Origin of the sequence: Pseudomonas sp. R9.37 (genome assembly GCF_963878885.1) — a bacterium.
GTDB lineage: Bacteria > Pseudomonadota > Gammaproteobacteria > Pseudomonadales > Pseudomonadaceae > Aquipseudomonas.
In genome coordinates, this window is record NZ_CAWNZA010000011.1 from 341394 (window position 1) to 361359 (window position 19966).

The 19966-nt window shown below is 59.7% G+C and carries 18 protein-coding genes; 9 read left to right on the top strand and 9 right to left on the bottom strand.

What is annotated here, in order from left to right; all coding sequences use genetic code 11:
• Nucleotides 1-212: 212 nt before the first annotated feature.
• On the bottom strand, nt 213-1571 hold the full coding sequence (locus AACU78_RS08245) for an OprD family porin (RefSeq protein ID WP_106575756.1): 1359 nt from the start codon (nt 1569-1571) through the stop codon (nt 213-215).
• 370 nt (nt 1572-1941) lie between these two features.
• Between AACU78_RS08245 and tauA the strand changes: the two genes are divergently transcribed.
• A complete protein-coding gene (gene tauA / locus AACU78_RS08250; protein ID WP_106575757.1) occupies nt 1942-2928 on the top strand; it encodes a taurine ABC transporter substrate-binding protein in 987 nt (328 codons plus the stop codon).
• Nucleotides 2929-3059: 131 nt separating this feature from the next.
• Here tauA and argA read toward each other — a convergent pair whose 3' ends face one another.
• Nucleotides 3060-4358, bottom strand: a complete 1299-nt coding sequence (argA, locus tag AACU78_RS08255) for an amino-acid N-acetyltransferase (RefSeq protein ID WP_106575758.1) — start codon at nt 4356-4358, stop codon at nt 3060-3062.
• Nucleotides 4359-4491: 133 nt separating this feature from the next.
• Complete coding sequence (argE, locus tag AACU78_RS08260; RefSeq protein ID WP_106575759.1) at nt 4492-5640, bottom strand: acetylornithine deacetylase; 1149 nt, start codon at nt 5638-5640, stop codon at nt 4492-4494.
• 158 nt (nt 5641-5798) lie between these two features.
• Here argE and AACU78_RS08265 point away from each other — a divergent pair, with 158 nt between their 5' ends.
• The gene (locus AACU78_RS08265; protein ID WP_106575760.1) at nt 5799-7166 is read left to right on the top strand and encodes a CYTH domain-containing protein; all 1368 of its coding nucleotides are present in this window, start codon (nt 5799-5801) and stop codon (nt 7164-7166) included.
• A gap of 111 nt (nt 7167-7277) precedes the next feature.
• Here the strand turns inward: AACU78_RS08265 and AACU78_RS08270 are convergent, their stop codons facing one another.
• On the bottom strand, nt 7278-7748 hold the full coding sequence (locus AACU78_RS08270) for an Lrp/AsnC family transcriptional regulator (protein WP_010167872.1): 471 nt from the start codon (nt 7746-7748) through the stop codon (nt 7278-7280).
• Nucleotides 7749-7875: 127 nt separating this feature from the next.
• Here AACU78_RS08270 and AACU78_RS08275 point away from each other — a divergent pair, with 127 nt between their 5' ends.
• From AACU78_RS08275 to AACU78_RS08305, 7 genes are all read left to right on the top strand, one after another.
• Nucleotides 7876-8214, top strand: coding sequence for a hypothetical protein (locus AACU78_RS08275; RefSeq protein ID WP_106575761.1), 339 nt, complete (start codon nt 7876-7878; stop codon nt 8212-8214).
• Nucleotides 8215-8296: 82 nt separating this feature from the next.
• Nucleotides 8297-9988, top strand: a complete 1692-nt coding sequence (locus tag AACU78_RS08280) for a GspE/PulE family protein (protein WP_106575762.1) — start codon at nt 8297-8299, stop codon at nt 9986-9988.
• Nucleotides 9989-10065: 77 nt separating this feature from the next.
• Entirely contained in the window at nt 10066-10986 is a 921-nt protein-coding gene (locus tag AACU78_RS08285) for an SPFH domain-containing protein (RefSeq protein WP_024077991.1), read from the top strand.
• Nucleotides 10987-10996: 10 nt separating this feature from the next.
• A complete protein-coding gene (locus tag AACU78_RS08290) occupies nt 10997-11443 on the top strand; it encodes an NfeD family protein (RefSeq protein WP_106575763.1) in 447 nt (148 codons plus the stop codon).
• 69 nt (nt 11444-11512) lie between these two features.
• Entirely contained in the window at nt 11513-11827 is a 315-nt protein-coding gene (locus tag AACU78_RS08295) for a DUF2388 domain-containing protein (protein ID WP_003176799.1), read from the top strand.
• A gap of 175 nt (nt 11828-12002) precedes the next feature.
• The gene (locus AACU78_RS08300) at nt 12003-12668 is read left to right on the top strand and encodes an outer membrane protein (RefSeq protein ID WP_106575764.1); all 666 of its coding nucleotides are present in this window, start codon (nt 12003-12005) and stop codon (nt 12666-12668) included.
• Between the two features lie 155 nt (nt 12669-12823).
• Nucleotides 12824-13966: a DegT/DnrJ/EryC1/StrS family aminotransferase gene (locus AACU78_RS08305; protein WP_106575765.1), complete on the top strand. Its 1143-nt coding sequence runs from the start codon at nt 12824-12826 to the stop codon at nt 13964-13966.
• Nucleotides 13967-14111: 145 nt separating this feature from the next.
• Here the strand turns inward: AACU78_RS08305 and gcvH are convergent, their stop codons facing one another.
• From gcvH to AACU78_RS08330, 5 genes are all read right to left on the bottom strand, one after another.
• A complete protein-coding gene (gene gcvH, locus AACU78_RS08310; RefSeq protein ID WP_106575766.1) occupies nt 14112-14495 on the bottom strand; it encodes a glycine cleavage system protein GcvH in 384 nt (127 codons plus the stop codon).
• 52 nt (nt 14496-14547) lie between these two features.
• Entirely contained in the window at nt 14548-15630 is a 1083-nt protein-coding gene (gcvT, locus tag AACU78_RS08315; RefSeq protein WP_106575767.1) for a glycine cleavage system aminomethyltransferase GcvT, read from the bottom strand.
• A 156-nt stretch (nt 15631-15786) separates the two neighbouring features.
• A complete protein-coding gene (locus tag AACU78_RS08320; protein ID WP_106575768.1) occupies nt 15787-17403 on the bottom strand; it encodes an ABC transporter permease in 1617 nt (538 codons plus the stop codon).
• Between the two features lie 176 nt (nt 17404-17579).
• A complete protein-coding gene (locus AACU78_RS08325) occupies nt 17580-18584 on the bottom strand; it encodes an extracellular solute-binding protein (RefSeq protein WP_106575769.1) in 1005 nt (334 codons plus the stop codon).
• A 158-nt stretch (nt 18585-18742) separates the two neighbouring features.
• Nucleotides 18743-19960, bottom strand: a complete 1218-nt coding sequence (locus AACU78_RS08330; RefSeq protein WP_177410059.1) for a 2-octaprenyl-3-methyl-6-methoxy-1,4-benzoquinol hydroxylase — start codon at nt 19958-19960, stop codon at nt 18743-18745.
• Nucleotides 19961-19966 lie beyond the last annotated feature (6 nt).

The window sequence follows — 19966 nt, forward strand, 5'->3', positions numbered from 1 at the left end:
GAATAAATATCGATTTATTTAGACGATAAACGAATATTAAAAATCAATTCATTGGACGCGGCAAAGGCCGAGGATCAACATCCATCACAAGGTTCGAGAAGGCCTTGAGACGCTGTACAAAGAGGGGATTCAGGAAGGGCTTGCGGGGGTTGAGCCCGACTTGAACAGTAAGTCACCCTGCCCGGCGTTGCGCCGGGCAAGGTTTTACGCTCTTACTTGAACGCGTAGCTATAGCTAACGATTACACGGTTTTCGTCCTGGGCACGGGTATTGACCAGGTCGGTACGCCACATAGCGTTTTTCCAGGCGACGCCGAGGTTTTTCAGCGGACCTTCTGGAACAACGTATGCCAGAGTCAGGTCGCGTTCCCACTCGGTTTTATCACCGGCGGTGGTCTGGATGTTGCTGCCTTTGAGGTACACAACACCCGCAGTCAGGCCTGGCAGGCCAACCTTGGCGAAGTCATACGCGTAGCGAGCTTGCCAGGTGCGTTCGCCAGCACGGGCAAACTTCTGGATTTGCATGTCGGTGGTGGTGCTGTTCGAAGAACCATCACCCTGGTTCAGCCAAGGGAAGTCGCTGTCGCCCTTGGTGTACTGGTAGCCACCGCCGAAGGTGTGACCGGCAACCGAGTACAACGCCAGGTAGCTGTACAGATCGTTGTCGACCTTGCCTTTAACCTTGGTGGCGTTGGTCGGGTGATCCGAGTAGTAACCCGAGGTGTAGTAGCCCGCTTCGTTGCCGTTGGCGCCGTTGTCGCGGCTGCGGTAGTAACGCAGGTCACTTTTCAGCACACCAGGACCGATAGCCCAGTTGTGGACCAAGCCCAGGAAGTTCTGCGCGTAGAAGTCTTTCAGCTCGCCGTAGTAGTACGAAGCGGTCAGATCCTTGGTGATTTTGTAGTCAGCACCGGCGTAGTAGAACTTGTTGACGAAGTTGCCAGCGTCATAGTTCGAGCTACCGTTGGCACCCGCCAGCGACAGGCCTTCGTTGTTGCTGGAGTTACGGCCCTTGGAGTGCTCGATCTGACCAGCAGTCAGGGTCAGGTCCTTGATCTCGTTCGAGGAGATCTCGCCACCCTGGAATGTTTGCGGCAGCAAACGACCGTCGTTGGTCTTGATGACCGGGTTGTTTGGCTGCAGGGTGCCGATTTTCAGCACGGTCTGGGAAACCTTGACCTTACCGGTCACACCCAGGCTGGCGAAATCGTTGACAGCTTTGTTGCCATCGCTTGGGAACACGGTGCCGCCAGACGCGGTGCCCGTGTAGTTACCGTGGTCGGCACGGCTGGAATCCAGACGCACACCGTACAGGCCGATCGCATCAAGGCCGAAACCAACGGTCCCTTCGGTGAAGCCGGAGATGAAACGCAGGTCAAAACCTTGGCCCCATTCAGCGTTCTTGCTGCGGGTATTCGAGGTCGCCGAAGGCTTCAAATCACGGTTGTCGGTGTTGATGTAAAAGTTACGCAGACCCAGTGTTACTTTGCTGTCGTCGATGAAACCGGCGGCGTTTACCTGTTGGGCAATCGCAGCGACAGCCACGGCCAACGCCAATGTTGACTTCTTCATGTACCGCTCCTCTCATTTCTAATTTTTGTATTTCTTTGGTCTCGGGTCTGACGCCCTCGATCCACAGATGCGCGATTAGCGCAAGATAGTGACCGACAAGTCAATCGTAACCTTGTGTGTCTACTACCTTCGTCTAGCCGCAGTTAATTTGGTCCCTGCAGGGTAATGAGTTTTTCATACACCCAAAAAGAATTGTTTCATTCTTTTTCATACCATCCAGGAATAAGCCCTTTCATGACGCGAGCCGATCAGCATAGATCAACCGCTCCATAAGCTAATTCCTAAAGGGTATTTACTAGCCTTTTTTTAGATCGATTAGTGTGGACGTTCAGTTGCATACGTCACCCACGATCAAAAAGGCGACGCCATCATGGCCAAACGCACATCCTCCCGTCAATTTGTTACAGTTTTTGTGTCACTAATACTTTCTTTTGGTGTCAAAGCGGCCGATTTAACCATCGGCTACCAGACCGGCATCGACCCCAGCAAAGTCCCACAGGCCGACGGCCTCTATGAAAAAGCCCTCGGCGAGAAGATTGCCTGGCGCCGTTTCAACAGTGGGCCCGACGTCGTAACCGCGATTGCATCGGGCGATGTGCAAATCGGCAACCTCGGTTCCAGCCCCCTCGCAGCGGCGGCTTCACGCAATCTACCCATCGTGGCCTTTATCGTATCGGCGCAGATCAATGCTTCTGAAGCCCTGGTGGTGCGCAATGGCAGTGGTATCGACAAACCGCAGGACCTGATCGGTAAAACCATCGCTACGCCCTTCGTCTCAACCTCTCATTACAGCCTGCTCGGCGCGCTGAAGCATTGGGGGCTGGACACCAAACAAGTCAAAGTAGTGAACCTGCAGCCCGCCGAAATTGCGGCCGCGTGGAAACGTGGCGATATCGACGGCGCGTTCGTGTGGTCACCGGCGCTGGGGGAAATCCGCAAGACCGGAGAAACCCTGACAGACGCCGCCCAGGTGGGTCAGTGGGGTGCACCGACGTTTGAGGTGTGGGTGGCACGCAAGGATTTCGCGGAAAAACATCCTGACACAGTGGCCAAGTTTGCCAAGGTCACGCTGGACGCATTCGCCGACTACGCCGCCCATAAAGACAGCTGGACGGTGGATTCGGAACCGGTGCAGAAAATCGCCAAACTGACAGGTTCGAATGCCGCCGATATTCCCGAGCTGTTGGCCGGCAGCACTTTCCCGGATGCGCAGGCGCAGCAAACCGATGCCCTGCTTAAAGGGGGCACGGCGAAGGCGATTGGGGAAACGGCAAAGTTTTTGAAGGAACAGGGGAAGGTTGAAACGGTGTTGCCGGACTACTCGGCTTTCGTGACCGACAAATTCATCAAGGACTGAACGCGATCAAATACGGGAGCGGGCTTGCTCGCGAAAGCGCTGGATCAGTCAACACATTCGGTGACTGACACTCCGCCTTCGCGAGCAAGTCCGCTCCCACACTTGGACCTGCTTGAGTTCCAAAATCGGGCTTACAGGGCCTTCTCGAAAATCTTCGAGTTACGCTGATAGTTGTACAGCGACGCCCGCGCTGACGGCAGGCGGTCAACGCTGCTCGGCACAAACCCGCGCTCGCGAAACCAGTGTGCGGTTCGCGTGGTAAGCACAAACAGCGTCTTCAAACCCTGCGCCCGCGCACGGGTCTCGATGCGCTCCAGCAACACGTCACCGCGTGCGCCGTGACGATACTCCGGGTTGACCGCCAGACACGCCAGCTCCCCTGCATCCGAATCCGCGATCTGATACAGCGCCGCACAGGCGATGATCATGCCTTCGCGCTCAACCACGCTGAACTGCTCGATCTCACGCTCCAGCACTTCCCGCGAACGCCGCACCAGAATGCCCTGCTCTTCCAGCGGGCTGATCAGGTCGAGCAGACCGCCCACATCCTCAATCGCCGCCTCGCGCACTTGTTCGAATTGCTCCTGGGCCACCAGCGTACCGCCGCCGTCCCGGGTGAACAGCTCGGTGAGCAACGCGCCATCTTCGGCGTAGCTGACGATATGGCTGCGCCCTACTCCGCCACGGCACGCTTCGGCGGCAGCGTCCAACAGTTCAGCTTGATAGTTGCTGCCCAGGCGCTGCAGGTGCGCCGGCACTTGCTGCGGACGCAGCTCGCGGACCAGGCGACCATGTTCGTCGATCAGGCCCAGATCGGCGCCAAACAGCAGCAGCTTGTCGGCGCCCAGGTCGATGGCGGCGCGGGTGGCGACGTCTTCGCAGGCCAGGTTGAAGATTTCCCCGGTCGGCGAGTAACCCAACGGCGACAGCAACACGATGGAGCGCTCGTCCAGCAGGCGGTTGATGCCCTTGCGGTCGACCCGGCGCACTTCGCCGGTGTGGTGGTAATCCACGCCTTCAAGCACTCCGATCGGCCGCGCCGTAACCAGGTTGCCGCTGGCGACGCGCAGGCGCGAGCCCTGCATCGGCGAGGAGGCCATGTCCATCGACAGGCGTGCTTCGATAGCAATACGCAGGTGGCCGACCGCGTCGATTACGCACTCCAGCGTCGCGGCATCCGTGATGCGCAGGCCGTCGTGGTAAGCCGGGGTGAGGCCGCGCGCTTCAAGGCGCGCTTCGATTTGTGGGCGCGACCCATGAACCAATACCAGCCGCACACCCAGGCTATGGAGCAGCACCAGGTCGTGGACGATATTGCCGAAGTTGGGGTGTTCCACACCATCGCCGGGCAGCATGACCACAAAGGTGCAGTCGCGGTGGGCGTTGATGTAGGGCGAAGCGTGACGAAGCCAATTGACGTATTCGGGCATAAAACCTGGGCCTGTAATAAAAAGCAGCCAAAAAAGGATGAAACATAAAAGCGCACAGCGGGCTGATGATTATCGTCGGAACAGGCTTGGCGACACGCTCGCTCTCCTTATGTACGAATGGGCGGGGGTTAATTTATGCAGGTTTCAGGCAGTAATGGTCGATCAGTTCCCGCAATAGACGCACTGTAGGCGTCAAGCGTGACATTTCGAGGTACTCGCCCGGCTGGTGGGCGCAGGCGATATCGCCAGGGCCGAGCACCAGGGTTTCGCACCCAAGGCGCTGAAGATAAGGCGCTTCGGTGCCGAACGCTACTGCTTCGGCACGATGACCGGTCAATCGTTCCGCCACCCGCACCAGCTCGGCGTCTTCGGCCTGCTCGAACGGCGGCACTTCGGGGAACAACGGCGCGTAGTCGATCTTGACCTTATGGCGCTCGGCCAGGGGTTCGAGCTTTTGCCGGATAGCGTCGCGCAGCACCTTGGGGTCCATGCCCGGCAGGGGCCGCAGGTCGAACTCCAGGGAACATTGGCCGCAGATACGGTTGGGGTTGTCGCCGCCGTGGATGCAACCAAAATTCATCGTCGGCTGCGGCACGCTGAATTGCGGATTGCGGTACTCGCGCTGCCAGGCCAGGCGCAGGCCGCGCAGCTCGCCAATGGCATCGTGCATGGCTTCCAGAGCACTGTGGCCCAGGCTTGGGTCTGACGAATGGCCGCTTTGGCCAAGGATGTCGATGCGTTCCATCATCACGCCTTTGTGCAGGCGGATGGGTTTGAGGCCCGTCGGTTCGCCAATCACCGCCGCGCGGCCCAGAGGGCGCCCGGCCTCGGCCAGTGCGCGGGCACCGGACATCGAGCTTTCTTCATCGCAGGTCGCGAGGATCAGCAGCGGTTGTTTGAACGGCTGGTCCAGCAACGGCAGCACGGCTTCAATGGCCAGCGCAAAAAAGCCCTTCATGTCACAACTGCCCAGTCCTACCCAGCGGCCGTCAACTTCCGTCAACTTGAGCGGATCGGTCTTCCACAGCGCGGCGTCGTAGGGAACGGTATCGCTATGGCCAGCCAACACCAGGCCGCCGGGGCCACTGCCGAAACTGGCGAGCAGGTTGAATTTGCCCGGGCTGACTTGCTGGATGTCGATGGCAAAACCCAGGTCGCCCAGCCACCCGGCGAGCAGGTCGATCACCGGACGGTTGGTCTGGTCGAGAGACGCTTGGGTGCAACTGACCGACGGCGCGGCAATCAATGCGGCGAATTGCTCTTTCATGGACGGTAACGGCATGCGCGGCCTCTCAACTTCCCGGATGAGCCCCACTATAGAACCATCTGCACGCCACAATAAACCGTTGCGGCGCGTTGCCGGGCTCAGTCCTGTACACTGCACGACCTTGGCAGCCACTCTTTTCCCCGGCTGCGCTCCCGATCCTGGATTTTCCGGCCATGCAGAAAGAAACCGAAATCAAGCTCCGCGTCAGCCGCGAAACACTCGCCGCGCTGCGTGAGCACCCGCTACTGAAAAAACGCAACAAAAGTGGCTGGGAACGCCGTGAGTTGATGAACCAGTATTTCGACACCCCCGAGCGCGACCTGGCCCAGGCCAAAGTCGCCCTGCGTTTGCGCAAGGACGGTGACGAAATCATCCAGACCCTCAAGACCCGTGGCCAAAGCGTCGCCGGCTTGTCGGAACGCAATGAGTACAACTGGGACCTGCCCAAAGCCAAGCTCGACGTGAAAAAGCTCGACGGCGAATGCTGGCCCGAGCAACTGGCCGAGTTGGACAAAAAGACCCTCAAGCCGATTTTCACCACCGATTTTGTGCGCGAACGTGCCGAAATCGCCTGGGGTCGTGGCAAGGCCAAGGTCGTGATCGAAGCCGCCCTGGACCTGGGCCACGTGGTGGTCGGCAAGCAGAAAGAAGAAATCTGCGAGCTGGAACTGGAACTGCGCGAAGGTGAACCGGCGGCCCTGCTGGAACTGGCTGCCGAACTGGCCGCCACCCTGGCGCTGATGCCGTGTGATATCAGCAAGGCCGAGCGCGGCTACCGTCTATACGACGCCAGCAGCTACTCGCTGAGCCTGCCTGCGCCGCAGACCCACGCCGAAATGCCGCTGGACGACGCCTTCGCCGCGATCATGTGGCACCTGTTGGGCAGCAGCCAGCGCCTGGCCGAGCAATATCGCTTCAATGGTCACTGGCGCTTACTGCAGGACTGGGTCGAAAACCTCGGTGAACTGCGCGCGCTGATCGGCAGCCTCGGCCAGGCCGCTCCGCGTCAATCCACCAGCGAGCTGCGCAGCGCACTCGATGCATTGCTGGAAGACTGGCGCCCACTGGTGCAGGCCGGTGACGACGATGAAGACATCCGCAAAGCCGCACCTGAACAGTTTGTTGAAGAGCTGCAAGACGTGCGCTGGGGCTTGTTCTCGCTGAACACCTCGCGCTGGCTGCTGGCCCGCGCCTGGACCGCCGACCGTAACGTACGTGGCAACCGCCAGGGCGCCGCGCAAATCACCAACTGGCTGCCGCGCCTGCTGGCTGACGACGCCGTTGCCCTGCAACTGTCGCGTTACCAGCAACAACCGGAAGACCTGGCCGAGCAGCTGCCGCGCATCGAACGCATCCAGGCCTGGCTGCACCACGCGCGTCAGGTGGTAGACATTCCGGAACTGGACCGTTTGTACGGTGAGCTGAACAAGCTGGCGGTACTGGCTAATCAGCCGATTACCGACGAGTCGCTGGATGCGCGTATGCATCAGGCGATTGCGGTGTATCAGAACCGTGCGTGGAAGACTTTGCTGCGCCTGTAATACCAGGCAGCTGGGTCAAATGTGGGCGCGGGCTTGCTCGCGAAAGCGCTGGATCAGTCGACTTCTTTAGTAGCTGACACACCGCATTCGCGAACAAGCGCGCTCCCACCGTCAGCGCAGCACTGGCAGGCTGGTGGTGGACTTGATCTCCGACAGGGCCACAATCGAATTCACCTCCTGAATCCCCGGCACCATCGACAGCTTCTCGAAGAAAAACCGCTCATACGCCTCGATGTCAGAGGTAACGATGCGCAGCAGAAAATCCACCGCCCCCATCAGCACATAGCACTCCAGGACTTCCGGAAACCCGCGAATCGCTTCGGTGAATTCGGTGAAGTTGGACCGTCCATGAGCATTGAGTTTGACCTCGGCGAAAATCTGCGTGTTGAGACCGATCTTCTTGCGGTCCAGCAGCGTGACCTGGCCGCGAATAACACCCTCCTCTTTAAGCCGTTGAATACGCCGCCAGCATGGCGACTGCGAGAGACCCACCTGCTCGGCGATCTGCGCGCTGGAAAGCGAGGCGTCCTCTTGCAGCAGGGCCAGAATGCGGCGGTCGTAGACGTCCAACTCACTGTGCATAAAAACACCTCTGAAGGCGCTAAGCCTGAATTACGTGAGTCTTTTTCTCACCAATAAGCCGCATCTTAGATAAGAAATCTCCGCACGCGAATGTAAAAATTTCTCCAGTCGAATCTGGAGAGTCAGCATGCACGCCGTCGAAACCACCTGCCCCGCTACGCGTATCGATGCATGGGCCGTCAACAGCGCCCACTGCCAAGCGCATTATCAGATCACCGCCGAGGCAGAACCGGACCTGCTGTGCCGGGTACTCAATCACTTCGCGCTGCAGTTCCTGACGCCGCAACAGGTCAATGTGAGCCGTGACGACGATCTGCTGAGCATTGATATCGTGATGAACGGTCTGAGCTGGCACCGCGCCCAGGTGATCGGTGAAAAGATTCGAAACCTGATCAGCGTGTGCTCGCTGGAGGTGTGGCAGGCCGATTCCATGCGGCCCCAAGCGGCGGCGGCAGCCAATCAGTAAAAGCCTGCAACACACCCTGAGCGGTGAGTGTTCAAAGGATGGCTAGCCTGAGATTACGCCCGACGTCACTCAGGAAATCTTCATGCTCGCCGCCTTGCACGATCAGCGATTGGAACTGCATCAACTGTTACCTGCATTGGTCGAGCAGGGGCTGATTACAGCGCACGAGGCGCAAAGGTCAGCGGCAGCACCCGCCACTCAACATCCGTTGGAAAGCATCGCGGCTGAAGGGCCTTGCCTCGAAACGTTGACTCAATGGCTTGCCGGGCATGTCGGGCAACCTTATCTGCGTATCGACCCGCTGAAGATCGACGTGGCGGCGGTGGTGCCGTTGATGTCCCACGCGTTCGCGCAGCGCCACGCCATCCTTGCGGTGGCGGTGGATGCGCAGACCGTCACCGTCGCCAGCGCCCAGCCGCATATCCGTGGATGGGAGGCCGGTTTGGCACAGGTGCTCAAGCGCTCGATCAGGCGCGTAGTCGCCAACCCCCGAGAGATTCAGCGCTGTATCGGTGACTTTTACCGGCTGGCCAAGTCCGTCAGCGGCGCCGATCAAAAAGTCGCAGTAGCTGGCAACTTCGAACTGCTCAACCTCGGCACCGATGATCAGGAGCCGGACGCCAATGACGCGCATATCGTCAACATCGTCGACTGGCTGTTGCAGTACGCCTTCGGCCAGCGAGCCAGTGATATCCATATCGAACCCTGCCGCGATCAGGGCCGCGTGCGTTTTCGCATCGACGGGCTGCTGCATGACGTCTATCAGTTTCCACCCCAGGTCACCATGGCGGTGGTCAGCCGCCTGAAAAGTCTGGGCCGAATGAATGTGGCGGAAAAACGCAAACCCCAGGACGGCCGGGTCAAGACCAAGAGCCCGGCGGGCATCGAAGTGGAGTTGCGCCTCTCGACACTGCCGACAGCGTTTGGCGAAAAACTGGTGATGCGAATTTTCGACCCGCACGTCCTGCTCAAGGATTTTGACCAGTTGGGTTTGTCTGCCGATGATCAGCAACGCTGGCATGCCATGGCCGGCCAGGCCAACGGCATCATCCTGGTCACCGGGCCTACCGGCTCAGGCAAGACCAGCACGCTCTACGCCACGCTCAAGCAACTGGCGACCCGCGAGGTCAACCTGTGCACGGTAGAAGACCCGATAGAAATGGTGGAACCCGCCTTTAACCAGATGCAAGTGCAGCACAATATCGACCTGACCTTCGCCAGCGGTGTTCGCGCACTGCTGCGCCAGGACCCGGACATCATCATGATCGGCGAGATTCGCGATCAGGAAACTGCAGAAATGGCCATCCAGGCCGCGCTCACCGGGCACCTGGTGCTATCGACCCTGCACACCAACGACGCACCCAGCGCTATCAGCCGTTTGCAGGAACTAGGCATTGCTCATTATTTGATCAAAGCTACGCTGATAGGCGTGATGGCGCAGCGCTTGGTGCGGCTTTTATGCCCTCACTGCAAACGTGGGGTGACTGGGCAGGGCAATACCCATGAAGCGGTCGGCTGCGCGGACTGTCGTGATAGTGGTTATCGAGGCCGGGCCGGGCTCTACGAAATCATGGTGATAGACGAGAAGCTCAAGGCGCTGATTACACCCGGCGCCGACGTGCAGGCTTTACGTCGGGCATCGCGCAGCCAAGGCATGCGCAGCCTGCGGATGAGTGGCATCGACAAAGTGAATGCCGGGCTGACAACGATGGCAGAAGTATTACGGGTAACGCCTGGGGATTCAGAAACAAATGATTTGCTTGTTGCACCCTGAAACCGTCCTTATCAGTGACCAGACCGTTACAATCGGCCGCACGTCGCTTCACTGACACCATCAGATAGGGAATCGCTATGCAGATCGGAACCGTACTGCTTCTTTTCGTGGGGTTGGCCGTGGCCATCCTTTTCATGGGTTTCAAGGTGGTGCCTCAGGGTTACCAGTGGACGGTCGAGCGTTTCGGCCGCTACACCAACACCCTTAAACCCGGCCTCAACATCATCATCCCGGTCATGGACCGCATCGGTCGCAAGATCAACGTGATGGAAAGCGTGCTGGATATTCCGCCCCAGGAAGTGATCACCGCCGACAACGCCACCGTGCAGATCGACGCCGTGTGCTTCTTCCAGGTGGTCAACACCGCCCAGGCCGCCTACGAGGTCAATAACCTCGAGCATGCCATCCGTAACCTGCTGCAAACCAATATCCGTACCGTGCTCGGCTCCATGGAGCTGGACGCGATGCTTAGCCAGCGTGACGGCATCAACGAAAAACTACTGCGCACCGTGGACGAAGCCACGGCGCCGTGGGGCATCAAGATCACCCGTATCGAGATCAAGGACATCAGCCCGCCCGCCGACCTGATGGCCGCCATGTCCGGCCAGATGAAGGCCGAGCGAATCAAGCGCGCGCAGATCCTGGAAGCCGAAGGCCTGCGGGCATCGGCAATCCTGACCGCCGAAGGCAAGAAGCAGGCGCAGATCCTTGAGGCCGAAGGCGGACGCCAGGCAGCCTTCCTCGAATCCGAAGCCCGTGAACGCCAGGCAGAAGCAGAGGCCCGTGCAACCCAGGTGGTTTCAGAAGCAATCGCCACCGGTAACGTGCAGGCCATCAACTACTTTGTCGCGCAAAAATACATCGATGCCCTGGGTAAGCTGGCGTCGGCCAACAACAGCAAGGTCATCCTGATGCCGCTGGAGGCCAGCCAGGTGATTGGCGCCGTCGGTGGTATCGGCGAGATCGTCAAGGCAACCTTCGACAATAAGAAAGGCTGAGGCAATCGCCATGTGGGATTTCCTGCAGCATCTGTCGTTCTGGGATTGGTTGGCGCTGGGTACGGTGCTGTTGATTCTTGAAGTGTTTGGCGCCGGTGGCTACCTGCTGTGGATGGGGATCGCTGCCGCTGCTGTGGGCGTGATCAAGTTTTTGATCCCACCGCTCGGGCTGGAATGGCAACTGCTGCTGTTTGCCGTGTTGTCGATCCTCACTGCGGTGTACTGGTGGAAACGCCAGCGCAGCAGCGCGAAGGTGAGCGACCAGCCGGGGCTGAACATGCGCGGCTCGGAATTAGTAGGCCGCACCTTTGTGGTGCATCAAGCCATCGTCGATGGTCGAGGCAAGATAAAAGTCGGCGATGGCGTGTGGATGGCAACCGGGCCGGACAGCCCCGTCGGCGCTCAAGTACGTGTCATTGGTCAGGATGGCGTGGTTTTACAGGTCGAAACTGTTTAGTCAGTGATGGAACTCGCCTGGGTTATCTACAATCAAACTGTTCAGATAACCCACCCGGAGTCACCCACCATGCGTCTCAAATATGCTGTCGCAACCCTCGCTGTGCTTTCCCTACCTGTCGGTTCAGCCATGGCCGACAGCTTCTGGCGCAATGTCATCTCGTCGGGTGCCACGACCGGCTCGACGTACCTGACCTTCAAGGACCACAAGCTGGTAGTCGCCGCCCAAGACGACGCTGGTAGCTTTGTCGCCAGCGACGGCGGCATCCGCGGCCCCTACTTGGAAGCTGCCATGCAAAAAGTTCGCGCCGACAACCCTGGCCTGCAAGCCACGGACATGGAGTTGGCCAACGCCATCCTCGCGAAAAATGCTGTGACCGAGTAATACCTGCCCGTAAAAAATGCCGCTTTTAAGCGGCATTTTTTATGCCCGTTTCTCTACGATCTCCGCCGCCGCCCAGGCCTTCTGCTTTTTCCCGTTGAAAGCGGAAAACTCCTGCCGAACCCAAAAGTACCAAGCGCCACACTGAGATTCTCTTATTTAAAGTGAATCATCTCCCATGCAAAAACTTGCTTACGCTTTGGCGCTCTCTGCGTTAGCTGCACCTTTGGCTCAGGCAGAAAATTGGTACGGGTCGGCAAAACTCAACAGTGCCCGTCAGAACCTCTCCAGTGCGCAATTGACCAGCCCACGCGTCACTGATCGCGTGCAGGCCCCTGACAGTAACAAGGCGTTCACTGGGTCACTGGCTCTAGGCTACGCCTTTGCTGATGGCTGGCGCCTGGAAGGGGAATACACCACGCGCAGCAGCTCGACGTTCGACTCCTATTGGGCGCCCTTCAATGCCAACGTCAACCGCCTGGAGGTCGACAGCCAGCGCGTGATGCTCAACGGCTATAAAAATATCGCGGTCAATGACTGGCTGTCGTTCTACGCCATGGCCGGTATCGGCATGGCGCAAATTGATGCCGCGGGGTACCAGAGCAATGCCACCCGCCAGTTCGCCAGTAACCGCCACTACAACTTTGCCTACAGCGCAGGCTTGGGCCTGGAGGCCAAGGTCAGCGAAAAAGTCACTCTGGGCACAGGCTGGCGTTACGTGGACATGGGCAAGGTCGAAACCGGCTACAACACCTTCGCTAACCGGATAAACGCCCGCGATGAACAGCTCAAGGGCAAACTCAAGGAGCAGAATGTGTTTCTTGAAGCTCGCGTTTCATTCTGACCTGCAACAGAAAATGCCGCTGACAAGCGGCATTTTTATGCGCCACATGACAATTCGTTCACCGACGACAGGCTATATTCAGTCGAGCCGTGCAACCATGCGGTACTGATACCTCTCTTACTCATCGCCTATCTGAAACGGATGCCTTCGTCGTTATGAGCCAACAGCCCTTTCTGCCGTTTTCCAAACCTACCATTGACGAAGCGACCATCTCGGCGGTCGGCGATGTACTGCGCTCGGGCTGGATCACCAGCGGGCCGAAAGTGCAGGCGTTCGAAGCGCAGCTCTCGGAATACTTTGGCGGCCGTCCGGTGCGTACCTTCAATTCCGGCACCTGCACCATGGAGATCGCGTTGCGCATCGCCGGCATCGGGCCTGGGGATGAAGTGATCACCACGCCGATTTCCTGGGTCGCCACGGCCAACGTGATTCTGGAAGTAGGTGCCACGCCGGTATTTGCGGATATCGACCCGGTCACCCGCAATATCGACCTGGCTCAGGTAGAAGCCGCGATCACCCCGCGCACCAAGGCGATCATTCCTGTGTACCTGGCAGGCCTGCCCCTGGATATGCCGATGCTCTACGCGCTGGCCAACAAGTACAACCTGCGCATTGTCGAAGACGCCGCCCAGGCATTGGGTTCCAGCTGGGATGGCGAGCGTATCGGCGCGACCGGCGACTTCGTGTCGTTCAGCTTCCAGGCGAACAAGAACATCACGTCTTCCGAAGGCGGTTGCCTGGTGTTGAACAATGCCGAGGAAGCCCGTCTGGCTGAAAAGTATCGCCTGCAAGGTGTTACCCGCACCGGCTTCGACGGCCTGGACGTGGATGTGCTGGGCGGCAAGTTCAACATGACCGATATCGCCGCCGCTATCGGCCTGGGCCAGTTTGCGCATATCGAGAAAATCACTGCGCATCGCCAGAACCTCGCACGCCATTACTTCAAGTGCTTCGGCAGCGACTTTGAAGCGCAATATGGCGCACAACTGCCGCCAGCTGATTTCGAAAACAGCAACTGGCACCTGTTCCAGCTGGTACTGCCGGAGCGTCAGGACGGTCTGCCCGCCCGCGCTACGTTCATGGAGCAAATGCAGGCCCACGGCGTCGGCATTGGCTATCACTACCCGCCCATCCACCTGCTGAGCTTGTATCGGGCGCAGGGTTTCAAGGAAGGCATGTTCCCGGTAGCGGAGCGTGTTGGGCGTTTGATCGTATCGTTGCCGATGTTCACGGCGATGACAGAAGCGGACGTAGAGCGGTCTGTAGCGGCGGTAAAAGCGGTACTGAAAGCGAGCTGAAAACAAACTGCCAGCTATCCGCAATCAACTGTGGGAGCTGGCTTGCCTGCGATGCCGGCACCGCGGTGATTCAATCACACCGCAGTGATGCTATCGCAGGCAAGCCAGCTCCCACCTTGATTTTTGCTGTTCCAACGGCTTGCGTTTACTCGCCGATGGCCGCTTTGTAGCCAGCGGCATCAAGCAGTTTTTCCAAGTCAGCCGGGTTGCTTGGCTTGAGCTTGAAGATCCAGGCGCCATACGGGTCGGAGTTCAACAGTTCAGGGCTGCCGCTCAGTTCCTCGTTGACGGCGATCACTTCGCCAGCAACCGGTGAGTAGATATCTGACGCAGCTTTCACCGACTCAACGACGCCAGCCTGGCCTTGAGCATCAAAGTTGGCACCCACCTCAGCCAGCTCAACGAACACCACATCACCCAAAGCTTCCTGAGCATGGTCGGAGATACCGACGGTCACGGTGCCGTCGGCTTCCAGACGGGCCCACTCGTGACTTTCGGCAAAACGCAGGTCGGCAGGGATATCGCTCATAGTCTGTGTCCTCAAGAAGAAATGTCAGCGGCCTCAGGCCTGCCGGAAATAGTTAGATCAAGGTTTTGCCATGGCGCACGAAGGTCGGTTTGACCACTCGAACCGGGTACCACTTGCCGCGGATTTCCACTTCGGCCCGATCGGCGGTGGCCGTCGGTACGCGCGCCAGGGCAATGGATTTGCTCAGCGTAGGAGAGAAACTACCACTGGTTATCTCCCCTTCGCCAACATTGGCGATACGAACCACCTGATGAGCGCGTAAAACACCACGCTCTTCCAGTACCAGCCCGACCAATTTGAACTGCACACCTGCGGCCTTTTCCGCCTCAAGGGCAGTGCGGCCGATGAACTGACGCTCAGCCGGTTCCCAGGCGATGCTCCAGGCCATATTGGCCGCCAGAGGCGATACATTCTGGTGAATATCCTGGCCGTACAGGTTCATGCCGGCTTCGAGGCGCAGCGTATCGCGGGCGCCAAGGCCGATAGGTGAGATACCGGCCCCTACCAGATCGTTGAAAAAGCCCGGAGCCTGCTCGGCCGGCAGGACAATTTCCAGGCCGTCTTCGCCGGTGTAACCCGTGCGGGCGATAAACCAATCGCCATCGGCCTGGCCTTCAAAGGGCTTGAGCTGGTGGATAAGTGTGCCGCGGGCCTGCGTGACCAGCTCGGCGATTTTCTGCCGGGCGTGCGGGCCTTGAATGGCGAGCATCGCCAACTCTGGCCGCTCATGCAGCTGAGCCGCGTAGTCGCCCAGCTGTGCCTGCATCCAGGCCATGTCCTGATCACGCGTAGCGGCGTTGACCACCAGCCGGTAACCGGTCTCGGTACGGTAAACGATCATGTCGTCCACCACGCCGCCCTGCTCATTGAGCATGGCGCTATAAAGCGCACGGCCGCAGCCATGCAAACGATCGACATCATTGGCCAGCAGGTGCTGGAGCCATTCCTTGGCCTGAAGGCCTGTGACATCGATCACGGTCATATGAGATACGTCAAACACCCCGCAGTCGCGTCGCACCTGATGGTGCTCTTCAACTTGCGAGCCGTAGTGCAGAGGCATATCCCAACCGCCAAAATCGACCATTTTCGCGCCGAGGGCGAGATGCAGGTCATACAGAGGCGTACGCTGTCCCATGGGTTTCTCCTTCCGGGATTGGCGAAGATGCACAGAGCTGCTGTTTGCGCTCAATACCTCTGACTACAAGGCCTGCAGCGACACACAGCGACTCGATCCGAAGGACGGAGCGCACCGAATGCCGCGCATTGTAGCCGCAAGCCGTAGGACTGGCACCTAACCGATTTGCCGGGCGGAGCGTCGAATCAGGCCGATCACCGGCAACAGGCCCACCAACACCAACGTGAGTGCGGGTAATGAGGCTCGCGCCCACTCCCCTTCACTGGTCATTTCAAAAATTCGTACAGCCAGGGTGTCCCAGCCAAACGGGCGCATCAGCAGGGTCGCAGGCATTTCCTTGAGCACATCGACAAACACCAGCAGCGCCGCGCTCAACGTCCCCGGCAGCAACAGCGGCAGATACACTTTGCAAAACAGTCGCGGTCCGCTCACGCCGAGGCTGCGCGCTGCTTCCGGCAACGAAGGGCGGATTCGCGCCAGGCTGTTTTCCAACGGCCCGTAGGCCACTGCCAGGAAACGCACCAGATACGCCAGCACCAGCGCCGACAGGCTGCCCAGCAACAGAGGCTTGCCCGCGCCGCCGAGCCAACTCGACAATGGCACCACCAGCTCACGGTCCAAGTAGCTGAACGCCAGCATGATCGACACCGCAAGCACCGAGCCCGGCAAGGCATAGCCGACATTACCCAGACTGATCCCGGAGCGAATCGCCCGCGTAGGCGCCAGGCGATTGGCAAAGGCCAATATCAACGCCACGCTGACCGTAATCAGTGCCGCGATGCCACCCAGGTAAAGGGTATGGATGATCAAGCCGCTGTAACGCTCATCCAGGTCGAAACGGCCACGTTGCCAGAACCAGGCGACCAGTTGCAGCATGGGGATGACAAAAGCGCAGGCGAACACCAAGCCGCACCACATGCTGGCTGCCGCCGCTTTGAAACCGCGCAGGTGATACAACGCCTTGCCACGGGGTCGCTCATTAGTCGGGCGGCTGGCGCCTCGGGCACGTCGTTCGCCGTACAGCACCAGCATCACCACCAGAAGCAACAGGCTGGCGAGCTGGGCGGCGCTGGAAAGGCTGAAAAAGCCGTACCAGGTCTTGTAGATGGCCGTAGTGAAGGTGTCGAAGTTGAACACCGAAACCGCGCCGAAGTCCGCCAGGGTTTCCATCAATGCCAAGGCGACGCCGGCACCAATCGCCGGCCGCGCCATGGGTAATGCGACACGCCAGAACGCTTGCCATGGCGATTGACCGAGCACCCGCGCCGCTTCCATCAGGCCTTTGCCCTGCGCCAAAAATGCAGTGCGCGCCAACAGGTAGACGTAGGGATAGAACACCAGCACCAGCACGATGATCACGCCGCTGGTAGAGCGCACGCGTGGCAGGCGCAGGCCGTTGCCGAACCATTCGCGCAGCAGGGTTTGCACCGGCCCCGCGAAATCCAGTAGGCCGACAAACACAAAAGCCAACACGTAGGCCGGAATCGCGAAGGGCAGCATCAACGCCCAGTCGAGCCAGCGCCGCCCCGGAAATTCGCAGAGGCTGGTCAGCCAGGCCAGGCTTACGCCCAACAGCGTCACGCCAACGCCAACGCCCAACACCAATGTCAGGGTGTTGCCCAGCAGGCGGGGCATCTGGGTTTCCCACAGGTGCGACCAGATCTGTTGATCGATGCTCTGCCAGGACAACAACAACACGCTCAGCGGCAACAGCACCAGTGCGGCGACGGTGAAAACCGGCAGGTACCAGCGACTTTGGGCGGGGTGGGCCAAGGAAAAACTCTCTGGAAATGATGGTGTTGAAGTCGCGGCTAACACTGTGGGAGCGGGTTGTGTGGGGCCGGGCTGGCCCGCGATGCAGGCACCTCGGTGCGTCAGTCACACCGAGGTGATGCTATCGCAGGCAAGCCAGCTCCCACACAAGGCCGCTCCCACATTTAGATCGGTATTCAGTTCCAGCCCGCGCGATCCATCAGGCGAATGGCCTCAGCCTGACGTTTACCGGCTACTTCCACCGGCAAGGTATCGGCCACGAACTTGCCCCAGGTTGCGACTTCCGCCGATGGCGGCACAGCGGGGTTGGCCGGGAACTCCTGGTTCACGTCGGCAAAGATCTTCTGCGCCTCAGGCGTGGTCATCCATTCCACCAAGGCCTTGGCGGCTTGCGGGTGCGGCGCATGTTTGGTCAGCCCGATGCCCGACAGGTTCACATGCACCCCACGGTCGCCCTGGTTCGGCCAGAACAGCTTCACCGCGAGGTCCGGTTTCTGCTTGTGCAAGCGGCCGTAGTAGTAGGTGTTGACGATGCCTACGTCGCACTGCCCGGCGTTGATCGCTTCGAGCACGGCGATGTCATCGGAGAACACGTCGGTGGACAGGTTGTTGACCCAACCCTTGACGATTTCTTCGGTCTTGGCCGCGCCATGGGTTTCGATCAGCGTAGCGGTCAGCGACTGGTTGTAGACCTTCTTCGCCGTGCGCAGGCACAGACGCCCTTCCCATTGCTTGTCGGCCAGCGCTTCGTAGGTGGTCAGGTCACCGGGCTTTACCCGGTCGGTGGAATAGGCGATGGTCCGCGCGCGCAGGCTCAAGCCGGTCCACGCATGGTTGGAAGAGCGGTATTGCAGGGGGATATTCTTGTCGATCACTGCAGAAGTGAACGGCTGCAGGATGCCCATCTGTTCGGCTTGCCAGAGGTTGCCGGCATCGACGGTGAGCAGCAGGTCGGCCGTGGCGTTTTCGCCTTCGGCCTTGATCCGCTGCATCAAGGGGGCTTCCTTGTCGGTGATGAACTTCACCTGCACGCCGGTCTTCTGGGTGTAGGCGTCAAACACCGGTTTGATCAGTTCGTCGATGCGCGAGGAGTAGACCACGACTTCGTCGGCTGCCTGCACGGTGGTGCTGCCGATAAGGGTGAGTGCCAGGGCAGTCAGGAGGCGCTTGGGTGCCAACATGGGTGCGGTCTCTCATTTGCAAAAAGAGGGCAAATGATAAGGACTCACATTTAGTAGCGCTTGCTGGAGGCGTTACCAGATGTTGCATAGTTGGGATGTGCGATGGATGGGCTGGCCTCATCGGGGTAAGCCCCCTCCCACAGGGGGCATATTTCGACTCAGGGCTTTGCGAGGTCTGGCAGGTCGCCCGTTAGCCCGAGGGCCTGGCGCACAAACACTGCCTTGGCTTCGGGCATCTGGTCGACCAGTTTCAATCCGGCATTACGCAGCCAACGCAACGGCAGCCGGTCCGCCTGGAACAACCGTTCAAAGCCTTCCATTGCCGCCATCAACGCGAGGTTATGCGGCATGCGCCGACGCTCGTAACGGCTCAGCACCTTCACATCCGCCAGGCGCTCGCCGCGTTCGGTCGCCGACAACAGCACTTCGGCCAGCACCGCCGCATCAAGAAAGCCCAGGTTCACACCTTGCCCCGCCAACGGGTGGATGACGTGGGCCGCGTCACCGATCAACGCCAGGCCTTCGGCCACATAGCGTTTGGCGTGGCGCTGGCGCAACGGCACACAGACCCGTGGATCGGCGCTGATGACCGTACCGAGTCGCCCTTCAAAGGCTCGCTCCAGCTCACGGCAGAAGCGTTCATCATCCAACGCCATCAGGCGCTCGGACTCAGCGGGTGTGGTCGACCACACGATCGAGCACCAGTCCTCTTGACCCTCGCGCACCAGCGGCAAAAATGCCAGCGGGCCGGTATCGGTAAAGCGTTGCCACGCCGTGCGCTGGTGCGGCTGGCTGCTGCGCACGCTGGTGACGATGGCGTTGTGCAGGTAATCCCATTCGCGCGTGGCGGTGCCGGTCAAGCGGCGCACGGCAGAATTGGCGCCGTCGGCGGCCACCACCAGCGGCGCACGCAATTTGCGACCGTCGGCCAGGGTCAGCAACCAGTCATCGCCGGAGCGACGCATCTGCTCCAGGCGCGCGTTGGCCAGCAGGCCCAGGTCGCAGTCGTGCAGGCGGTCGAGCAAAGCATCCTGAACCACCCGGTTCTCGACGATATGCCCGAGCACTTCGGCATGCACACTGGCCGCCGAAAAATGGATCTCCCCGGTGCCGCTGCCGTCCCATACCTGCATTTCACCGTAAGGGCTGGCGCGCCGTTCGACAATGCCATCCCACACGCCCAGGCGCTCCAGAATGCGCTGGCTGGCGGCCGACAAGGCACTCACGCGGGGCTCGAAGGCCGCATCCTGGTCGAACGGTTTGACGCTCAGCGGGCTGCCATCGAGCAGCAGCACCTGCAGGCCACTGCCTTGCAACGCCAGCGCCAGGGCGCTTCCGACCATTCCGGCCCCGACAATCAGCACATCTGCGCGCATGTCCAT

Excerpts from the sequence above, each read along its gene's own strand:
- gcvH (WP_106575766.1), bottom strand. The coding sequence starts at position 14,495 with ATGAGCGATATCCCTGCCGACCTGCGTTTTGCCGAAAGTCACGAGTGG.
- AACU78_RS08305 (WP_106575765.1), top strand. The coding sequence starts at position 12,824 with ATGAGCCAACAGCCCTTTCTGCCGTTTTCCAAACCTACCATTGACGAA.
- AACU78_RS08330 (WP_177410059.1), bottom strand. The coding sequence starts at position 19,960 with ATGCGCGCAGATGTGCTGATTGTCGGGGCCGGAATGGTCGGAAGCGCC.
- AACU78_RS08325 (WP_106575769.1), bottom strand. The coding sequence starts at position 18,584 with ATGTTGGCACCCAAGCGCCTCCTGACTGCCCTGGCACTCACCCTTATC.
- gcvT (WP_106575767.1), bottom strand. The coding sequence starts at position 15,630 with ATGGGACAGCGTACGCCTCTGTATGACCTGCATCTCGCCCTCGGCGCG.
- AACU78_RS08280 (WP_106575762.1), top strand. The coding sequence starts at position 8,297 with ATGCTCGCCGCCTTGCACGATCAGCGATTGGAACTGCATCAACTGTTA.
- AACU78_RS08295 (WP_003176799.1), top strand. The coding sequence starts at position 11,513 with ATGCGTCTCAAATATGCTGTCGCAACCCTCGCTGTGCTTTCCCTACCT.
- AACU78_RS08270 (WP_010167872.1), bottom strand. The coding sequence starts at position 7,748 with ATGCACAGTGAGTTGGACGTCTACGACCGCCGCATTCTGGCCCTGCTG.
- AACU78_RS08300 (WP_106575764.1), top strand. The coding sequence starts at position 12,003 with ATGCAAAAACTTGCTTACGCTTTGGCGCTCTCTGCGTTAGCTGCACCT.
- AACU78_RS08245 (WP_106575756.1), bottom strand. The coding sequence starts at position 1,571 with ATGAAGAAGTCAACATTGGCGTTGGCCGTGGCTGTCGCTGCGATTGCC.
- AACU78_RS08290 (WP_106575763.1), top strand. The coding sequence starts at position 10,997 with ATGTGGGATTTCCTGCAGCATCTGTCGTTCTGGGATTGGTTGGCGCTG.
- argA (WP_106575758.1), bottom strand. The coding sequence starts at position 4,358 with ATGCCCGAATACGTCAATTGGCTTCGTCACGCTTCGCCCTACATCAAC.
- AACU78_RS08265 (WP_106575760.1), top strand. The coding sequence starts at position 5,799 with ATGCAGAAAGAAACCGAAATCAAGCTCCGCGTCAGCCGCGAAACACTC.
- argE (WP_106575759.1), bottom strand. The coding sequence starts at position 5,640 with ATGCCGTTACCGTCCATGAAAGAGCAATTCGCCGCATTGATTGCCGCG.
- AACU78_RS08285 (WP_024077991.1), top strand. The coding sequence starts at position 10,066 with ATGCAGATCGGAACCGTACTGCTTCTTTTCGTGGGGTTGGCCGTGGCC.
- AACU78_RS08275 (WP_106575761.1), top strand. The coding sequence starts at position 7,876 with ATGCACGCCGTCGAAACCACCTGCCCCGCTACGCGTATCGATGCATGG.
- tauA (WP_106575757.1), top strand. The coding sequence starts at position 1,942 with ATGGCCAAACGCACATCCTCCCGTCAATTTGTTACAGTTTTTGTGTCA.